Below are 16,060 nucleotides of genomic sequence, written 5' to 3'. Positions count from 1 at the left end.
CGCGTCCTCCCAACCTCAGTTAAATCTCCATTTGCCACACCCCCCAATATATGATAAAATAAAAAAACTTATAGAAAAAAAGGAGTACACAAATGAAAAGAGAGCATTTGTTTTCCCTGGATTTTGTACGGGTGCTTGCGGCCGTGATGATCGTTATTTTCCATTACAATGCGGTTACTCTTATGATCCCGGAAGTCAATAAACCGATACTTTTATTTGTCCACTATGCCAACGGAAGTATGGGACATATCGGTGTTTCCCTGTTCTTTATTCTGGCGGGAGCGTCCCTGATGTATTCTTCGATGGAGAAACTCGATTTAAAACAGTATTTTAAAAAACGTTTTCTCGCGATATTCCCAATTTACTGGACGGTTTATTCGGCTTTTTTTGTATATAATTATCTGATTAAAAGAGTATTCACCTTCGATAAGCCGTTATGGAGGCTGCTGCTCAGCGTAATTGGTATGGATGGGTATCTGAATTACCTGATTCCCAACTATTATCTTTTGGGAGAATGGTTTATCGGCTGTATTCTCCTGATTTACCTGATGTTTCCTTTCCTTCGCAAATGTATGCTCAGATGGCCGGTGCTTACCCCTGTGGCAGTCGGTATGATCTATGTTCCGCTCACGCTGTTTTATCCGTTTAAGATGGATATCCAGTTCTTTTTCCTTCTCAGGGTGCCGGAAGTGCTGTTCGGGATGTATTTTATAAAATATTTGTATGGAACGAAACAGCAGAGGGAAAAATATAACTGGAAATGGGGATTGTGTTCGTTTGCGGCCGTTTGTACGGTAATGACGATTAAGACGTCAATTCCGGTGCCGTTTAAAATCCTCTGGACCGGGATACCTATTTTCCTTTTCCTTGTCTGGGCCGGCCAGCTAATCCGGAATGCGGTTGTAAGGAAGGGGATTTCAATTTTTTCATCATATACGTTCGCCATATATCTGGTTCACCATATCCTGGTGGGAAAATTTGTGTTTCCTCTTGCGGGCAGGCCGGTGGGGCGTCTGGAGAATTACCTGGTTTTTGGAAAATATTTTTTGTTTATCAGCGTGGTCGGCCTGGTATTTTACTGGCTGAGCCGGATTTTAACGCAGGTTGTGACCCTTTTCATCCGGGTTTTAAGGAATCCTTCTTGACAAAAAGGAGCGAAACCGCTAGACTAAACCTATGTTGGAAAATCAAGCATAGAACTGTATAATACAAAGGCTGTGAAGAGAAGAGTACGCAGAAAGAATGATTACAGAGAGTCCGGATGGGTGGAAACGGATGTCAGGAGAACTGCCGAAGATGGTCTCGGAGCTGCACTGCCGAAGTATGAACGGGATTGAAGCATGGCCTGCAGGCCGCCTGTTCATTTTAAGCAGTGACGGAAATAAGGTCCGTTAACACCGCAGGCTGTGAATACGCAGTGCATCGCCAGGAGCAGAGCCGGGATGCAGATTGCTGGAGACAGCCGCTGAGGCATCCGCTGTGAGGCGGCATGCAAATTAAAGTGGTAACACGGGAAAATAAGTCTCGTCTTTAACGGTGAATTAATCACCTTTAAAGACGATTTTTTTATTTAACAGGAAAGTTCTCCTGTTAAATAAAAACCGCTCCGCGGAGGAACGCACTGCGGCGGTAGGGAATGATGTCGCCGAAGCGACCCGCCGCAGGCGGAGAATCCCGCTCTCGGGATTCTCTCTTAATTTAACAGGAAAGTTCTCCTGTTAAATAAAAACCGCTCCGCGGAGGATCGCACTGCGGCGGCAGGGAAATATGCAAAATTATAATCATTACAGGAGGAACAAATCTATGTGCCGGAATTGCAAAAAACCATATTATATAACAACGGCAATCGCCTATACGTCGGGCAAGCCGCATATCGGCAATACCTATGAAATTGTCCTGGCAGACAGTATTGCCAGATATAAAAGGGAGCAGGGCTTTGACGTCCGTTTCCAGACTGGTACGGACGAACACGGTCAGAAAATAGAACTGAAGGCTGAGGAAGCCGGAGTTACGCCGCAGGAATTTGTTGACGGTGTGGCTGCCCAGATTAAGTCAATCTGGGATTTGATGAATACGTCTTATGACAAATTTATCCGTACTACAGACAAAGAGCATGAGGAACAGGTACAGAAAATCTTTAAAAAGCTCTATGACAAAGGTGATATTTATAAAGGACATTATGAGGGACTTTACTGTACGCCGTGTGAATCCTTCTGGACGTCGTCCCAGGTAACGGACGGCAAATGTCCGGACTGCGGACGCCCGGTCGTTCCGGCCAAGGAAGAGGCATATTTCTTTAAAATGAGTAAATACGCCCAGCAGTTAATTGATCATATTAATGAGCATCCGGAGTTTATACAGCCGGTATCCCGTAAAAATGAGATGATGAACAACTTCCTGCTTCCGGGACTTCAGGATCTCTGTGTATCCCGTACTTCATTTAAGTGGGGAATACCTGTATCCTTTGACCCGAAGCATGTTACCTATGTATGGCTGGATGCGCTTACGAACTATATCACAGGTTTGGGATACGATTGTGATGGTAACCACGGAGAATTATTTGGAAAATACTGGCCGGCGGATTTACATCTGATCGGCAAGGATATCATCCGTTTCCACACAATTTACTGGCCGATCTTCCTGATGGCTCTGGAGCTTCCGCTTCCCAAGCAGGTATTCGGCCATCCATGGCTTTTACAGGGCGACGGCAAGATGAGCAAATCCAAAGGCAATGTGCTTTATGCCGATACGCTGGTAGACTTTTTCGGAGTGGATGCCGTTCGCTATTTTGTTCTCCATGAGATGCCGTTTGAGAACGACGGAGTTATCTCCTGGGAACTTATGGTAGAGCGTATGAATTCCGATCTGGCAAACATCCTTGGAAATCTGGTGAACAGAACGATATCCATGAGCAATAAATACTTTGGAGGCGAAGTGGCGAATAAAGGAGCTGCGGGTGAGGCAGATGCAGACCTGAAGGCGACTGTTCTGGAAGCGGTGAAGCGGGTGGATGAGAAGATGGATAAGCTGCGTGTGGCGGATGCCATCACGGAAATCTTCGGAATCTTCAGAAGAAGCAATAAATATATCGATGAGACCATGCCCTGGACACTGGCTAAGGATGAGGCTCAGAAAGACCGCCTTGCCACGGTGCTTTATAATCTGACGGAGGCGATTACAATCGGAGCTTCCCTGCTATATTCGTTTATGCCGGAGACGGCAGAGAAGATTCTGGCGCAGTTAAATACGCAGAAGAGAACGCTGGAGGAGATGGGGACATTCGGCCTTTACCCTTCAGGCGGTAAAGTGACGGATAAACCTGAAATTCTTTTTGCACGTATGGACGTAAAAGAGGTTTTGGAAAAGGTAGAGGCCATGAGAGCTGCCGAAGAGGTACCGGCAGAGGAAGAGGCAAAAGAGGATGAGAATGTGATTGATCTGGAAGCAAAACCTGAGATCACATATGATGATTTTGCAAAGCTCCAGTTCCAGATAGGTGAAATTATTGCCTGCGAAGCCGTTCCGAAATCGAAGAAACTGTTATGCTCCCAGGTCAGGGTGGGCAGCCGGGTAAGACAGATATTAAGCGGTATCAAGGCAAACTACACACCGGAAGAGATGGTCGGGAAGAAGGTCATGGTTGTGACTAATTTAAAACCGGCTAAGCTGGCGGGAATGCTGTCGGAGGGAATGCTGCTCTGTGCAGAAGACAGCGAGGGTAATCTTGCACTGATGAGGCCGGAGAAGGATATGCCGTCCGGAGCCGAAATCTGTTAAGAAACCGGATATGGATTTTTGCAGGAATTGCAATCGGCTGGTGATTTGCCCCGCCCGGAGATATGGTTTCCGGACGGGGCCTTGCTCTATCCGGAAACTGGCCGGACAGGAGAGGAGACGGTTAAATGGCGGAGAAAAAGACAGCCCTTGAAAAGGAATGGGAATCGTTTCTGAGACGCGAGAAGAAATTGCTCAGAAAATATGGCAGAAGAAAAGAGCCTCTATTGGAAAGAAAATTGCAGAAAGCAGTTCCGGACGGCTTGAGCGAAAAACTGGAAGCCGCGTTTTACCGGGCCTTCTGCATGATTTTGGAAAATGGAACGGCGGCAATTGAGAAGACTTTTCCCAAAGACAGGATGGAAGCGGAATATAAGACGAGGGAATATGCCGGAACGGTTTATCCGGTGAGAAAGAACCTGGCGGCGGGCCGGAAACTGGCGGCCAGGAATGTGGCTGCCGGGGTGGCTGGAGCCTGTGCAGAGGGGGCGGTGCTGGGCCTTCTGGGGATTGGCCTTCCCGATATTCCTATTTTTCTGGCCGCGCTGCTCAGAAGCCTGTATACCCAGTCCCTCCATTTTGGCGTGGATTATGGAAAGGCGGAAGAGCAGGTGTTTTTGCTGGAGCTTCTGGCCCTGTCTCTCTATAACGGAGACGATTTTATGGAGCGGGACGCCGAAATGAACCGAAAAATTTACCGCATGGCCTGTGAAGATGACAGTCAGACAAAGCGTGAAACGAATCTCAAACAGGCTGCGCTCAAAGCATCCGGCGCCCTGTCCGGGGAATTGCTGTACATGAAGTTTTTGCAGGGGATCCCGGTTGCCGGGTTAATCGGCGGCCTGTATGACGGCATTTATATGAAAAAGGTAACGGATTATGCGGCGGTCAAATTAGAAAGAAGGTATCTATTGACAAAATCAGAGGCAGATCACAGATAGAAACAGTTACTATTCACGGCCCATATTCCGCGAGGTGTTTTCGTGCGTATTTTGCACGAAAAACCCGAGTTACACGGCGCGAAACGGCGTTTTTTGCCGTTTCTGTGCATCGCGGAGCGTGTTACTGTTCGCGGAGCTGCGCTTTTTCAGTAGGGCCGTGAATAGTAACTAGAAACAGCCCGAAACGGAAGAAAAACCCGATAATCGTTGTTTTTTAACGGAAGATTGGCTATAATGGTGCATGAATACAAAAACGGAGAAGAAAGCCGGAGGAAACAAATGATTTTTGATACACATGCCCACTATGACGATGAGGCATTTGACGAAGACAGAGAAGCATTGCTTGAGGGCCTCACAGAGCATGGGATCGAGGCCGTAGTAAATATAGGAAACGATATGCTCAGCACAGAGCATACACTGGAGCTTACAAAGCGTTATCCGCAGGTGTACGGCGCTGCCGGGGTTCATCCCAGCAGCAGTGCGGAGCTTGACGAGGAGAAATTCAGCCTTCTGCGGACAGCGGCCATGGATCCCCAGATTGTGGCAGTGGGTGAGACCGGTCTTGACTATTACTGGGACGAGCCGGACCGCGGGATACAGAAGTACTGGTTTGGCCGCCAGCTGGAGCTTGCCAGAGAGGTGAGAAGGCCAGTTGTCATCCACAGCAGGGATGCAGCCAAAGATACATTTGATATTATGAAGGAACACCGCGCGGAAGAGATTGGAGGGGTTATCCACTGTTTCTCTTATGGCAGGGATATGGCCAGAGAATTCCTGAACCTGGGATTCTACCTCGGAATCGGCGGGGTCCTTACGTTTGGCAATGCAAAAAAGCTGAAAGAGGTGGTGGAATACGCTCCGCTTGACCGTCTGGTCCTGGAGACCGATTGCCCCTATCTGGCGCCTGTTCCCAACAGGGGAAAGAGGAATTCGTCCTATAATCTTCCTTACGTAGCGGATGCAATGGCGGAAATTAAGGGCCTCAGCCGGGATGAGATTATCAGAGTGACGAACAGGAATGCCAAGCAGCTCTATCGTCTGGCTCCGGGAAAAGCAGAAAGGAACTGATATGCGCATAGATTTGGGAAATCCAAAGAACACGATAGAGATAATACAGAAGTACAATTTCGCTTTCCAGAAAAAGTTCGGACAGAACTTTCTCATCGATACACACGTTCTTTCCAAAATCATCACGGCTGCCGGGGTCACGAAGGACGACATGGTACTTGAGATAGGGCCGGGGATAGGAACGATGACACAGTATCTGGCAGAGAATGCGGGCAGAGTGGTGGCTGTTGAAATCGACAGCAATCTGATCCCGATTCTGGAAGAGACGCTGAAAGACTATGATAACATAACCGTCATAAACGAAGATATTCTCAAGCTTGACATAAATAAGCTGGCGCAGGAATATAACGGAGGAAGGCCGATCAAGGTGGTGGCCAATCTTCCCTATTATATTACCACCCCGATTATTATGGGACTTTTTGAGAGCGGGGTCCCCATCGATAATATTACCGTTATGGTGCAGAAGGAAGTGGCCGACCGGATGCAGGTGGGACCGGGAACAAAGGACTACGGTGCTCTCTCTCTGGCAGTCCAGTACTACGCCGAGCCGTATATAGTGGCGAATGTGCCCCCCAACTGTTTTATCCCGCGTCCGAATGTAGGCTCCGCGGTTATACGCCTGACGCGCCACAGGACGCCTCCGGTGGAGGTGGACGACAGGGAGCTGATGTTTAAGCTGATACGGGCATCTTTCAACCAGAGGCGCAAGACGCTGCTCAACGGTCTGAACAACTCACCGGAAATCAATATTTCGAAGGAGAAGATAGCGGAAGCGATTGAGGCGCTGGGAGTTTCGGCATCCGTCCGGGGAGAAGCTCTGACGCTCAAACAATTCGCAGAGCTTGCCAATCTGCTTTCTGTGGAGAAAACGGAAATATAAAATGGAACCGGAATCCGGAGAGCGCCTTTTTACAAAGAGGGCGGTTTTCGGATCCCGGCAAAAAGAGGTCCGGCAAATTAATCTGGAAATAAGATAAAAAATCCTTGACAACATAAAGAAAATCGAGTAAAATTATTTACGTTGCTGGTAACACCAGTACGGTGAGAGTCAGTTGATTTCTCAGGAGGCCCAGATAGCTCAGTTGGTAGAGCAGAGGACTGAAAATCCTCGTGTCACTGGTTCGATTCCGGTTCTGGGCATTTGAAACGTAATTTAACAGATTACATTATGCGGGTGTAGTTCAATGGTAGAACACTAGCCTTCCAAGCTAGATACGTGGGTTCGATTCCCATCACCCGCTTTTTTGTTGCTTAAAACCCGGAAAACCAAGCGTAAAGAGGTTTTCCGGGTTTTTGCGTATCTTGCGCCTAATCGGCGGTCTGATTATTCCATATCGAGTGGCATACTCTGATAAACTTCTTGAAATGAGGGGGAAGAAACGTATCTTTATGATAAACAATATAAAAATACCGCTTTAATTCCATATCAGATATCGTACAATACCTTAAATTTTTCAGCTTCACATCATTAATAAATAATTTTTTAGCCATGATTGAATATGCTTTGCTGTTGTTTACTTCAAACTTAATCGAGTCTATATTCCGATATACTTCTTTCAACTGGAATTTATATCCCCTGGTCGCTAAGGCATGTTCGAAATATTCCCGGGTAGAATTGCCTTTCTCCCGCATGATTAATGGATGTTCCGACAGATCCTTTAGAGAAATTGAGGACCTGTTGCAGAATTCACTGTGTTCATTGTAAATAAACACAAAATCATCTTCAGCAATTTTACTGCATACTAAATACTCGTGATCAAAAATTTCTTCCGTCAGTACGAAATCGATTTCTCCGTTCAACAGTTTATTCTTAAGAATATAATTATCGTCTACAATCATCTTTGTTTTTACATCGGGACAATGATAATGATAATCAGACCAGATCTCATTCAGGATGCTGGAAATGGTGATAAGAGTGGTGCCGATACGGATCACTTTGCCAAGTGAATTTTTAATGGCTTCTTCCATTTCCGTATACAGGCCTATGATTTTTTTACTGTAATCGATGAATATTTTTCCCTGTTCCGTAATGACGAGTTTTTTGGACAGGCGTTCAAAAAGCTTTACATTATAAGCTTTTTCAATATCCAGTATCGTTTGGCTGACAGTGGACTGCGAAATGTACAGAGTTCTGCTTGCGGCGCTCATATTGTTGTATTTTGCAACCTCTAGCAATATTGTCATCTCTCTGATTGTCATTTAAGCCTCCCAACTATCGATTTTGCCTATGATGTTATCATATTTTACTGTTTTACCGAAAATATGTCAAGTGTTATAATCGAAAATATAAAACGGCCGGATTATAGATATTAATAAAAATAAAGGAGGAAGAGTATGCAAAATGCGCTTACAATATCTGGGAATAATTTGATATTGGATGATATTTACCAGGTAAGCCATAAGCACAGGCCTGTTGAAATCGAAGAGAAATCAATGGAACTGCTGGTTAACACCAGGAAACTGGTCTTTGAACTGTCCGGCAGGGGAGTGCCGATCTATGGCTGTAATCGTGGAGTCGGCTGGAATAAGGACAAAAATGTAACCAGTGAAATGATTATCCGGTTTAACAGTAATATGATGCATTCCCACGCCGTGGGAGTGGGACCTTATGCTCCGCAGGAGGATGTGAGGGCAGCCATGCTGATCCGCCTGAATACTGTTTTATTGGGGTGTACGGGTCTGAGCCCGGAGATTGCCGTGCTTTTAAAGGAGATGCTGAACCGTGAAATCCATCCGTTAATTCCGGAGCGCGGTTCGGTGGGAGAAGCAGATATCGTAAATCTTTCATTCCTGGGTCTGGCCCTGATGGGAGAAGGTCTTGTGAATTACAGGGGAAAGGAGATAAGAGCAAAGGATGCTTTTAAAGCGGAGGGAATTGAACCTGTAACATTAAGGGAGAAGGATGGTCTTGCAGTCATCAGCTCCAACGCATTTTCAGCCGGACAGGCAGCCAGCGTACTATTTGAAACCGAACTGCTGCTTAAGACGGCAGACATTATTGCCTGCATGTCGCTGGAGGGATTGAGCGGGAATGTTTCATCCCTGCGGGAGGGGGTACATAATAAACGCCGGTATGACCGTCAGACGGAAACTGCTGCAGACATGAGGAAGTATCTAAAAGGCAGTTATTTGTATGAACCGTGTTCCGGCCGTCCGCTCCAGGATCCGCTGTCCTACAGATGCGTTCCGCAGGTTCACGGAGCTGTCAGAACGGCTATGGATTACGCCGCCTCCAATTTGACCATCCAGTGTAACTCTTCGGATGACAACCCATGCCTGCTTTATGAAGAAGGCGATATTGCCTCCAATGGAAACTTTGATCCGCTCTGCTGGGTTTTGGGCATGCAGAATCTGGGAATCGCGCTCTGCCACATATCCAGGCTGTCCTGCCTTAGAACAATTAAGCTGGCAAGTCCCGGTTTTACGGGATTATCCCGGCACCTGACACCGGATGAAGGCACAATCGCCTTTTCCACCATTCAAAAAAGCTTTGCCAATCTGGATGCAGAGATACGCATGCTTGCAAATCCAGTAACAATGAACACGTATTCCCTCTCCGGTGACATGGAGGATATCAGTACCAATGCGCCTCTTGTCATGCAGAAAGATAAAAAAATTATAGATAATTTGTTTTACATTCTGGCAATAGAACTTTTGCATGCAGGACAGGCTATGAGCCTGAGAAATGCAGGGAACTGCGGAAAAGGAACCGGGGCCGGATATAAGGCACTCAGGCGTGTGGTTGATTTTTACGATTCGGATAACAGAATTCTTTCAATTGATATCGATAAGGCGTATACGCTTTTAAAATCGGGTGACTTTTTAAAATCGGTGTTAAATGGTTTGGAAGACTAAAACAGTAAGGGGAAAGGGGAATGAAACAATGACAGATGGAAAAGTCAAAACGGGAGCCAAACACATTTTGCTGAGAAAAGGGGTTTTTTATCCGACTTTCATATTTATGCTCTGCGCTGTAATTACCGGTATTTTTAAAAATGAATGGCTTCAGGCGGCATGTAAGAGTGTCTTCCGGTTTTCTCTGCTAAAGTTTGGCTGGCTCTATCAGATTGTCGCAATGGTTTGTCTGATTTCAGTTGCGGCAGTCACTTTTTCAAAAATAGGCAGCCGCAGAATCGGGGGCAAGGATGCGCGGCCGGAGCATTCTTTTAAATCATGGTTTGCAATGTCACTGACCGGAGGCATATCAGTGGGTATCGTTAACTGGGGAATCAATGAACCCATGGTTTATTTTGGAAATGTTTACGGCGAATTGGATGCGCTCGGAATACAGCCCGGAACATTGGAGGCGGCAAGATTTGCTATTGGGAGATGCTTTTATAACTGGACATTCGTACCTTATTCATTTTATGGAATAACGGGCCTGCTGATCGCCTGGTTGTTTTTTAATAAGAAAGAAAAATTTTCGGTTGTAGCAACCCTGAAACCTCTTTTTGGAGACAAGGTCTACAATAATACAATAGCCAGTATTATTGATTCTCTCTGCACCATAGGTATAGTCCTCGGCATGGCAACCGGACTGGGGACCGGACTTTCCTTTGTCCTCTCAGGATTTAAGGTTGTATATGGAATTGATACGAGCATTATCGTATGGATTATCCTGGGTACTGCAGTCACCGCCCTGTTTACCGGCGCGGCCTGGCTGGGAATTGACAAGGGAATAAAGAAGCTGGCTACATTTAACAGTAAAATATTCTATTTCCTGCTCATCATACTGTTTGCGACAGGACCTGTTGTTGATATCTGCAAAGCCCTGCCGATCGGCCTCGGCGAATGGCTGACAAATTTCTGGGTCTGGGGCCTTGATCCGGTTGATATCGGAGGGGAAGCTCTCACGGTCTGGTGGACATTGTTTGACTGGACGGTCTGGATTGCCTATGCGCCTGTAATGGGATTATTTCTGGCTAAGATATCTTATGGAAGGACAATCCGCGAGTTTATGATTATCAACTGGATATTACCTTCTGTTTTCGGCCTTGTCTGGTTTTCCGTATGGGGTGGAACGGCCCTGAACTGGCAGATGAACGGTGTTGTGGACTTGGTCACAATTTTGAAGGAAAATAACGCTACCGCCGCCGTATGGGGATTTTTGCAGCATCTTCCATTCCGTATGGGAATCGTCCTGATACCGGTAGTAATGGTCACTTTGATTCTTTCGTTCTGTACCGCGGCAGATTCGATTACACATACGCTGGCATCCCTCTGTGTTTCACAGGAAAGAAACAACGATGAGGCTCCTGCTTCTCTGAAACTGGTATGGGAAGTGATCATAGGTTCCGTTTCAGTTATTATGGGAGCGCTTGCCGGAGGTGTGAGGGGCGTTGACGGCCTGAGGCAGCTTTCATCGGTGGGGGCGTTTATCGTACTGGGGGTTTTCATACTACAGCTTATATCATTTATTAAAACATTTTTTATGAGCGGTGAATTAAAGGAGTAAAGGATTTTAGAGAACAATCAGGAAGAAAGAGGAGCATATGGAAATTTTATATTTGAATTCTAAGGATATTGAAGAAATTAATCTTACCAACGATGAAATTATAAATGCGGTGGAAGACAGCTTAAAAGCACAGGGGGAAGGAAAAACCTCCATTGAGCCGCGGGTTCATATCCATCCGAATCCGGAATACCACGGACATTTTAATGTGCTGCGAGGCTATATTGAGCCTAAGCATGCGGTGGGAGTCAAGATTGTGGGTGACTATGTCTTTAACTATGAAAAAAATCTTCCTTCTGAAATGTCACTGCTGAACTTGTTTGACCCGGAAACGGGAGCGCCTTATGCCGTAATCGACGCAACTGCGATTACCACCATGAGGACAGGGGCAATAACCGCGGTTGGGGCTAAAAACCTTGCCAAAAAGAAGAATAAGATCCTGGGCCATTTAGGCTGCCGCGGAACGGCGTTCTGGAATGTTGTCCTGCTTGACCATCTCTATGATTTTGAAGAGATAAGAATAAACAGCAGAAGACGTGAATCAATGGAATCTTTCGCAAAGAGCCTGGAAGTACGGTTACACAAAAAGATAACGATTACGGAAAACAGCCGGGAATGCCTGGAGGGCGCTGATATTATGGTGGAGGCCACCCGCCTGATGGAACCTATGCCTCTGCTGAAGACGGAATGGATCCGGCCGGGAAATTTTGTAGTTCCTTACGGAACTATTTGCGCCAATGAGATAACCCTGACGGATGTCATGGATAAAATTGTTGTTGATGACTGGGGGCAGTGCAGGGAAGGCGGCAGGCTGGGAAGCCTCAGTCCGCATGTGAGAGCTGGCAAGCTGACCGGTGAAACGCTGTACGCGGAGCTGGGAGATATTGTGGCGGGAAGAAAAGCAGGAAGGGAAAGTGATGAAGAAAAAATCCTGTTTTGGCACAGAGGTCTTTCCATCAACGATATCGCGCTGGGACAGCTTTACTATGAGAAAGCGCTCGCTTCGAATATCGGAACAAAGCTGTTTTACAGATAAAAACTAAAAGACCCGTCCGGAACGTAACAGTCCCGGACGGGTTTTTAGTGATGGCAGCGGCCTGTGCGCAGAGCGTGCAGGTTAACGTTGCCTGAGAAATCCTATTTTGCAAAATCTTCCTTCCTGAACAGGGAGCGGAGCAAAACTATCCAGCCCCAGGAGAGGGAAAAGGACGGCATGCAGGCCAGCAGGACCGCCTTTACAGGAGGAATGGCCGAAAAGCAGATGGGACCGAAAAAAATAACGAAAGTGGCTACCAGCATGACCAGCAGCGTGATTTTTTCTTTTCTGGTATTTGGGGGAGTAAGAAAAATTTTTGTTAAATCCATTTCCACCTGTCTTTTTTCCATGCTTTTCATCTGCACATTTCTCCTTTTTTAATTGATAGATAGTTATATATAGCGATTTGATAGTAATCAGTTTAACGTACCCGTTATGGATTCGACAATCCGGATCAGGTGTCCGGAATGAATCAGTTCCCTGAGGTATTCGATGTAAGGATGGAGGAACATATCCTGTTCCATGATGGGGACATGTCTGCCGATTTCCTTCATAACAGCTTCAGTGGCTGCACTCCTTTTAACGTCGGTATCCAGGAACTGCTGCGTCTCATAGGCGGAAAGCAGCTCGATGGCCAGGATATACTCCAGCTTTTCGGCTGCAGAGCCAGCTTTTTTGCAGGCGTTGTATCCCATAGCCACATAGTCCTCCTGGTTTCCGCAGGTAGGCGTGTTGTCGATGGTTGCGGGGGTAGCCAGAATCCGCATCTCATTCAGCAGGCCGGCCTGCGTATACTGAGGGATCATCAGGCCCGAATTAAGGCCCGGCGTCTTGATGCAGAACCACGGATTTCCGGACAGGCTTTCGTCAATCAGACGGTTATTTCTGCGCTCCGACATCTTGGCAAGGGCAGCGGCGGCAATGCAGGCGCTGTCCATTTCGATTCCCACATAGGAGGAGTCCGCATTGCAGGCTGAGATGACATCCTCATTGCCCTGTCCGGACCAGATGATTGGATTGTCACAGCAGGAATTCATCTCAATCTCAATGACTTCCTTTGCATCCTTCAGTGTTTTTTTAGAAGCGCCGTGAAGCTGCGGAATGCAGCGCAGGGACAGGGCGTCCTGTACGCGGCTGCCTTTATATTTTTCTATAATACCGGAGCCGTTTAAAATCGTTCTCACATTTTCTGCTGTTTTAGCCTGTTCACTGTGGGGGCGGACAGACATAACACGTTCGTCGAAGGCGTTCATCACGCCTTTGCATGCCTCCAGTGTGGCGGAGCCGATGATGTCGGCTGCTTTGGCCGCGTTTAGAAGGTCGTAAATCGCCAGGGCAGCCATAGCGGTGGGGGAGGTGGTTCCCGATACAAGGGCAAGCCCCTCCTTGGAACTTAGCTCTAACGGTCTCATTCCCGCTCTCTTAAGCGCCTCGCCGCCCTCCAGCAGTTCACCTTCATACCAGGCCTTACCCCTGCCAAGCAGCACAAGGGCCATATGGGCTTCCGGCGCCAGATATCCGACGCTTCCGTCTCCCGGTGTCCAGGGGGTGATGCCTTTATTCAAAAAGTCTTTATAATATTCTAAAATGGTCAGGCGGACTCCGGAATAACCCTGGCCCAGATTTTGGAGTACCATAAGCATGATTCCCCTGACCCGCTCAATAGACAACGGTTCCCCGACGGATACGGAGTGTGAGAGGATGATGTTCTCCTGGAGTTTGGCCGTTTCATCTTTACCGATTGCTTTGGTGCAGAGAGCGCCGAAACCGGTGGTGACTCCATACATGACTTTCTCTTCGGAAACCCATTGTTCTACCAGTTCCCGGGATTTTTCCACTCGTCTGCAATATTCCTCCGAGAATTCAACGGCTGCGCCATATCTGGCAACTGCAATGAAATCGTCCAGTGTGATAGGAGCGCCTAACACGATATTTTTTATATTGTTGGCTGTATTTATACTATTTTCCATATTGATTTGATTTTACCTTCAAAGAGAGTTACTCTGTCTGCGTGTTACTCTGCCCGGATATTACTTCAGGCTTCCCCGGTTTTGGCAGTTCCGGCCTGAATGTTTTTATCCGTATATTCGGCGCATTCTTCAATGTCCTTTTTCGTCTGCGGGTCAAAGAAGAACACTTTGATGGAAGCGATTACCTGGAGGATAAAGATAGCCAGTACGACGAAACCGCCGCAGGCCGCCAGGTATTTAACTCCGTCCACACCCTGGGAACCGCCGCCGAATGCAACCATGATGCAGGCGATGAGTCCGATGGAGACACCCCAGACTACTTTCTGCCAGAGAGCCGGCTCTTCATCGTGGCGGGCGCCTTCCGTACAGAGGGCCGCAATCGTGGTTGACATGGTATCAGCCGTTGTTGAGAACGCCGCTATCAAGGTGATGATGATAACAGGAATCAGGATTGCTCCCAACGGTACATGCTTTAAGAACTCCCAGATGCCGGATACGGCTCCGCCTTCATTGATGGCAGCGATGATATCGGCTTTGCCGCTGATCTGCCAGTCAAGAGCTGTGCTGCCCCATACGGAGAACCATACGAAACCGAAAGATGCCGGGAGAATCCAGTTGATAATCAGGAACTGCCGGATTGTTCTGCCATAGGCAATGATTGCAAAGAAGATACCCATTAAAGGAGCATAAGCGATCCAGATTGCCCAGTCATACATCGTCCACCAGGTAACAAGCGCTTCTCCGCCTACTGTGTAAGGGTCGAATCCCCACATCCAGAAGCGGTCGAGCCAGTAGCCGAGTCCTACATTTGCCATGTTGAGGATGTAAACGGTCGGCCCGATGATGAAGAGAAGGATTAAAAGCACATAGAAAATTTTTGATGTCATGCCTGCCAGCCACTTGATGCCTTTATCAATACCGGCTACGGATGCTGCCGTGAAAGTTACTGTGATGATTGCCGTAAGGATGAACCATACGACAGGACCCTGCGCGATGCCGTAGGCTGCGGAAAGTCCCGTACCAATCAGTGCAAGTCCTGCGCCGAGGGAGGCTGCCAGACCGAGTGCAATTGCCAGTACGGATAATACGTCAACCAGCGCTTTCCAGAAGCCCTTCGTCACCTTCTCGCCAAACAGCGGTGTCAGTGAAGCGGAAACGGATAATTCCTGTTTGCGGTTGAAATACATGTAGGCGATGATAACGCCGGAAAGTGCATACATGGCATAAGGAATAACGGTCCAGTTATAGAAGCTGCGGCCCATTGCGAAATAGGCTGCCTCATTGGAATAGGCCTGAACTCCGTAGCCGTCCAGTTCCCCGTATACATTGCCGAAATAAATCAGAACCTCATTAACGCCGTACGTAATCAGTCCGGTTGCAATACCTCCCGTCAGGGTCATGGCAAACCAGGAACCGAATGAATATTTTGTTTTTGCCTCAGGTCCGCCCAGCTTAATCGTACCGATTTTTGAAAAGCACAGAAGACTTACCAGAATCAGAGTTACAACTGCAATTACCTGATAGAGCCAGCCGAAGTTACCCAGAGACCATGTGAAAATTGCCTTGGTGACTTCAGTGAGCCATGCATTGTTCACGATACCGAGAATGGCGGCCCCGCCTACGATTAAAAAGCAGGGAATAAATACGCTCCACCGGATCGGCTTAGAATTTGAATTTTTTTCACTCATGTTTTTTGTTGTATAGAGTTTCCCCCATGGAACTCCATACTCTCCTTTCCGTTTTTCTGATATTATATAAAGCAAAAACCGTGCCAACTTTTTTTGTTTTTGCCGGAGTGGTAAAAAATATATTATAGTAA

General features: G+C 47.2%; 12 protein-coding genes, 2 tRNA genes and 1 other annotated feature. Of the genes, 10 read left to right on the top strand and 4 right to left on the bottom strand.

What is annotated here, in order from left to right; translation table 11 throughout:
• Positions 1–92: 92 nt before the first annotated feature.
• From CLOSYM_RS21605 to CLOSYM_RS21575, 7 genes are all read left to right on the top strand, one after another.
• Positions 93–1,145 carry an acyltransferase family protein gene (locus CLOSYM_RS21605; RefSeq protein WP_021643837.1) on the top strand — a complete coding sequence of 351 codons (1,053 nt, stop codon included), beginning with the start codon at positions 93–95 and terminating at the stop codon, positions 1,143–1,145.
• Positions 1,146–1,208: 63 nt separating this feature from the next.
• Positions 1,209–1,535, top strand: a binding site (T-box leader).
• Positions 1,536–1,803: 268 nt separating this feature from the next.
• Entirely contained in the window at positions 1,804–3,777 is a 1,974-nt protein-coding gene (gene metG, locus CLOSYM_RS21600) for a methionine--tRNA ligase (RefSeq protein WP_021643835.1), read from the top strand.
• Between the two features lie 125 nt (positions 3,778–3,902).
• Positions 3,903–4,715: an EcsC family protein gene (locus CLOSYM_RS21595; protein WP_021643833.1), complete on the top strand. Its 813-nt coding sequence runs from the start codon at positions 3,903–3,905 to the stop codon at positions 4,713–4,715.
• Between the two features lie 279 nt (positions 4,716–4,994).
• Positions 4,995–5,783 carry a TatD family hydrolase gene (locus tag CLOSYM_RS21590; RefSeq protein ID WP_044903125.1) on the top strand — a complete coding sequence of 263 codons (789 nt, stop codon included), beginning with the start codon at positions 4,995–4,997 and terminating at the stop codon, positions 5,781–5,783.
• A 1-nt stretch (position 5,784) separates the two neighbouring features.
• Positions 5,785–6,663 (top strand): 16S rRNA (adenine(1518)-N(6)/adenine(1519)-N(6))-dimethyltransferase RsmA, encoded by an 879-nt coding sequence (gene rsmA / locus CLOSYM_RS21585; RefSeq protein ID WP_009297729.1) that lies wholly within the window; start codon positions 5,785–5,787, stop codon positions 6,661–6,663.
• 187 nt (positions 6,664–6,850) lie between these two features.
• Positions 6,851–6,923, top strand: a tRNA-Phe gene (locus tag CLOSYM_RS21580).
• A gap of 30 nt (positions 6,924–6,953) precedes the next feature.
• Positions 6,954–7,024: transfer RNA gene (locus CLOSYM_RS21575), tRNA-Gly, on the top strand.
• 67 nt (positions 7,025–7,091) lie between these two features.
• Here CLOSYM_RS21575 and CLOSYM_RS21570 read toward each other — a convergent pair.
• Positions 7,092–7,982 carry a LysR family transcriptional regulator gene (locus CLOSYM_RS21570; RefSeq protein WP_021643831.1) on the bottom strand — a complete coding sequence of 297 codons (891 nt, stop codon included), beginning with the start codon at positions 7,980–7,982 and terminating at the stop codon, positions 7,092–7,094.
• A gap of 135 nt (positions 7,983–8,117) precedes the next feature.
• On the opposite strand from CLOSYM_RS21570, the gene CLOSYM_RS21565 reads away from it, so the two are divergent.
• Genes CLOSYM_RS21565 through CLOSYM_RS21555 form a run of 3 tightly spaced genes read left to right on the top strand, consistent with a single transcriptional unit; the run spans position 8,118 to position 12,271 of the window.
• Complete coding sequence (locus CLOSYM_RS21565; RefSeq protein ID WP_021643830.1) at positions 8,118–9,638, top strand: HAL/PAL/TAL family ammonia-lyase; 1,521 nt, start codon at positions 8,118–8,120, stop codon at positions 9,636–9,638.
• A 28-nt stretch (positions 9,639–9,666) separates the two neighbouring features.
• Positions 9,667–11,238 (top strand): BCCT family transporter, encoded by a 1,572-nt coding sequence (locus CLOSYM_RS21560; RefSeq protein WP_044903123.1) that lies wholly within the window; start codon positions 9,667–9,669, stop codon positions 11,236–11,238.
• Positions 11,239–11,275: 37 nt separating this feature from the next.
• On the top strand, positions 11,276–12,271 hold the full coding sequence (locus tag CLOSYM_RS21555; protein ID WP_021643828.1) for an ornithine cyclodeaminase family protein: 996 nt from the start codon (positions 11,276–11,278) through the stop codon (positions 12,269–12,271).
• Positions 12,272–12,372: 101 nt separating this feature from the next.
• On the opposite strand, the gene CLOSYM_RS22645 is transcribed toward CLOSYM_RS21555, so the two are convergent.
• The 3 genes from CLOSYM_RS22645 to CLOSYM_RS21540 all read right to left on the bottom strand — a co-directional run bounded on the left by CLOSYM_RS22645 (position 12,373) and on the right by CLOSYM_RS21540 (position 15,929).
• Positions 12,373–12,630: a hypothetical protein gene (locus CLOSYM_RS22645; RefSeq protein ID WP_009297732.1), complete on the bottom strand. Its 258-nt coding sequence runs from the start codon at positions 12,628–12,630 to the stop codon at positions 12,373–12,375.
• Between the two features lie 57 nt (positions 12,631–12,687).
• A complete protein-coding gene (locus CLOSYM_RS21545) occupies positions 12,688–14,241 on the bottom strand; it encodes an HAL/PAL/TAL family ammonia-lyase (protein ID WP_003498370.1) in 1,554 nt (517 codons plus the stop codon).
• Positions 14,242–14,306: 65 nt separating this feature from the next.
• Positions 14,307–15,929, bottom strand: a complete 1,623-nt coding sequence (locus tag CLOSYM_RS21540) for a BCCT family transporter (protein WP_021643827.1) — start codon at positions 15,927–15,929, stop codon at positions 14,307–14,309.
• Positions 15,930–16,060 lie beyond the last annotated feature (131 nt).

The organism is [Clostridium] symbiosum ATCC 14940 (assembly GCF_000466485.1).
Taxonomy (GTDB): domain Bacteria; phylum Bacillota; class Clostridia; order Lachnospirales; family Lachnospiraceae; genus Otoolea; species Otoolea symbiosa.
Note: the sequence above shows the minus strand (reverse complement) of the source record. Positions and strands in the feature narration are given on the sequence as shown.

What these genes read in the sequence shown, in the direction of transcription:
- CLOSYM_RS21560 (WP_044903123.1), top strand. Translation starts at nt 9,667, where the DNA reads ATGACAGATGGAAAAGTCAAAACGGGAGCCAAACACATTTTGCTGAGA.
- CLOSYM_RS21555 (WP_021643828.1), top strand. Translation starts at nt 11,276, where the DNA reads ATGGAAATTTTATATTTGAATTCTAAGGATATTGAAGAAATTAATCTT.
- CLOSYM_RS21540 (WP_021643827.1), bottom strand. Translation starts at nt 15,929, where the DNA reads ATGAGTGAAAAAAATTCAAATTCTAAGCCGATCCGGTGGAGCGTATTT.
- CLOSYM_RS21570 (WP_021643831.1), bottom strand. Translation starts at nt 7,982, where the DNA reads ATGACAATCAGAGAGATGACAATATTGCTAGAGGTTGCAAAATACAAC.
- CLOSYM_RS21595 (WP_021643833.1), top strand. Translation starts at nt 3,903, where the DNA reads ATGGCGGAGAAAAAGACAGCCCTTGAAAAGGAATGGGAATCGTTTCTG.
- CLOSYM_RS22645 (WP_009297732.1), bottom strand. Translation starts at nt 12,630, where the DNA reads ATGAAAAGCATGGAAAAAAGACAGGTGGAAATGGATTTAACAAAAATT.
- metG (WP_021643835.1), top strand. Translation starts at nt 1,804, where the DNA reads ATGTGCCGGAATTGCAAAAAACCATATTATATAACAACGGCAATCGCC.
- rsmA (WP_009297729.1), top strand. Translation starts at nt 5,785, where the DNA reads ATGCGCATAGATTTGGGAAATCCAAAGAACACGATAGAGATAATACAG.
- CLOSYM_RS21605 (WP_021643837.1), top strand. Translation starts at nt 93, where the DNA reads ATGAAAAGAGAGCATTTGTTTTCCCTGGATTTTGTACGGGTGCTTGCG.
- CLOSYM_RS21590 (WP_044903125.1), top strand. Translation starts at nt 4,995, where the DNA reads ATGATTTTTGATACACATGCCCACTATGACGATGAGGCATTTGACGAA.
- CLOSYM_RS21545 (WP_003498370.1), bottom strand. Translation starts at nt 14,241, where the DNA reads ATGGAAAATAGTATAAATACAGCCAACAATATAAAAAATATCGTGTTA.
- CLOSYM_RS21565 (WP_021643830.1), top strand. Translation starts at nt 8,118, where the DNA reads ATGCAAAATGCGCTTACAATATCTGGGAATAATTTGATATTGGATGAT.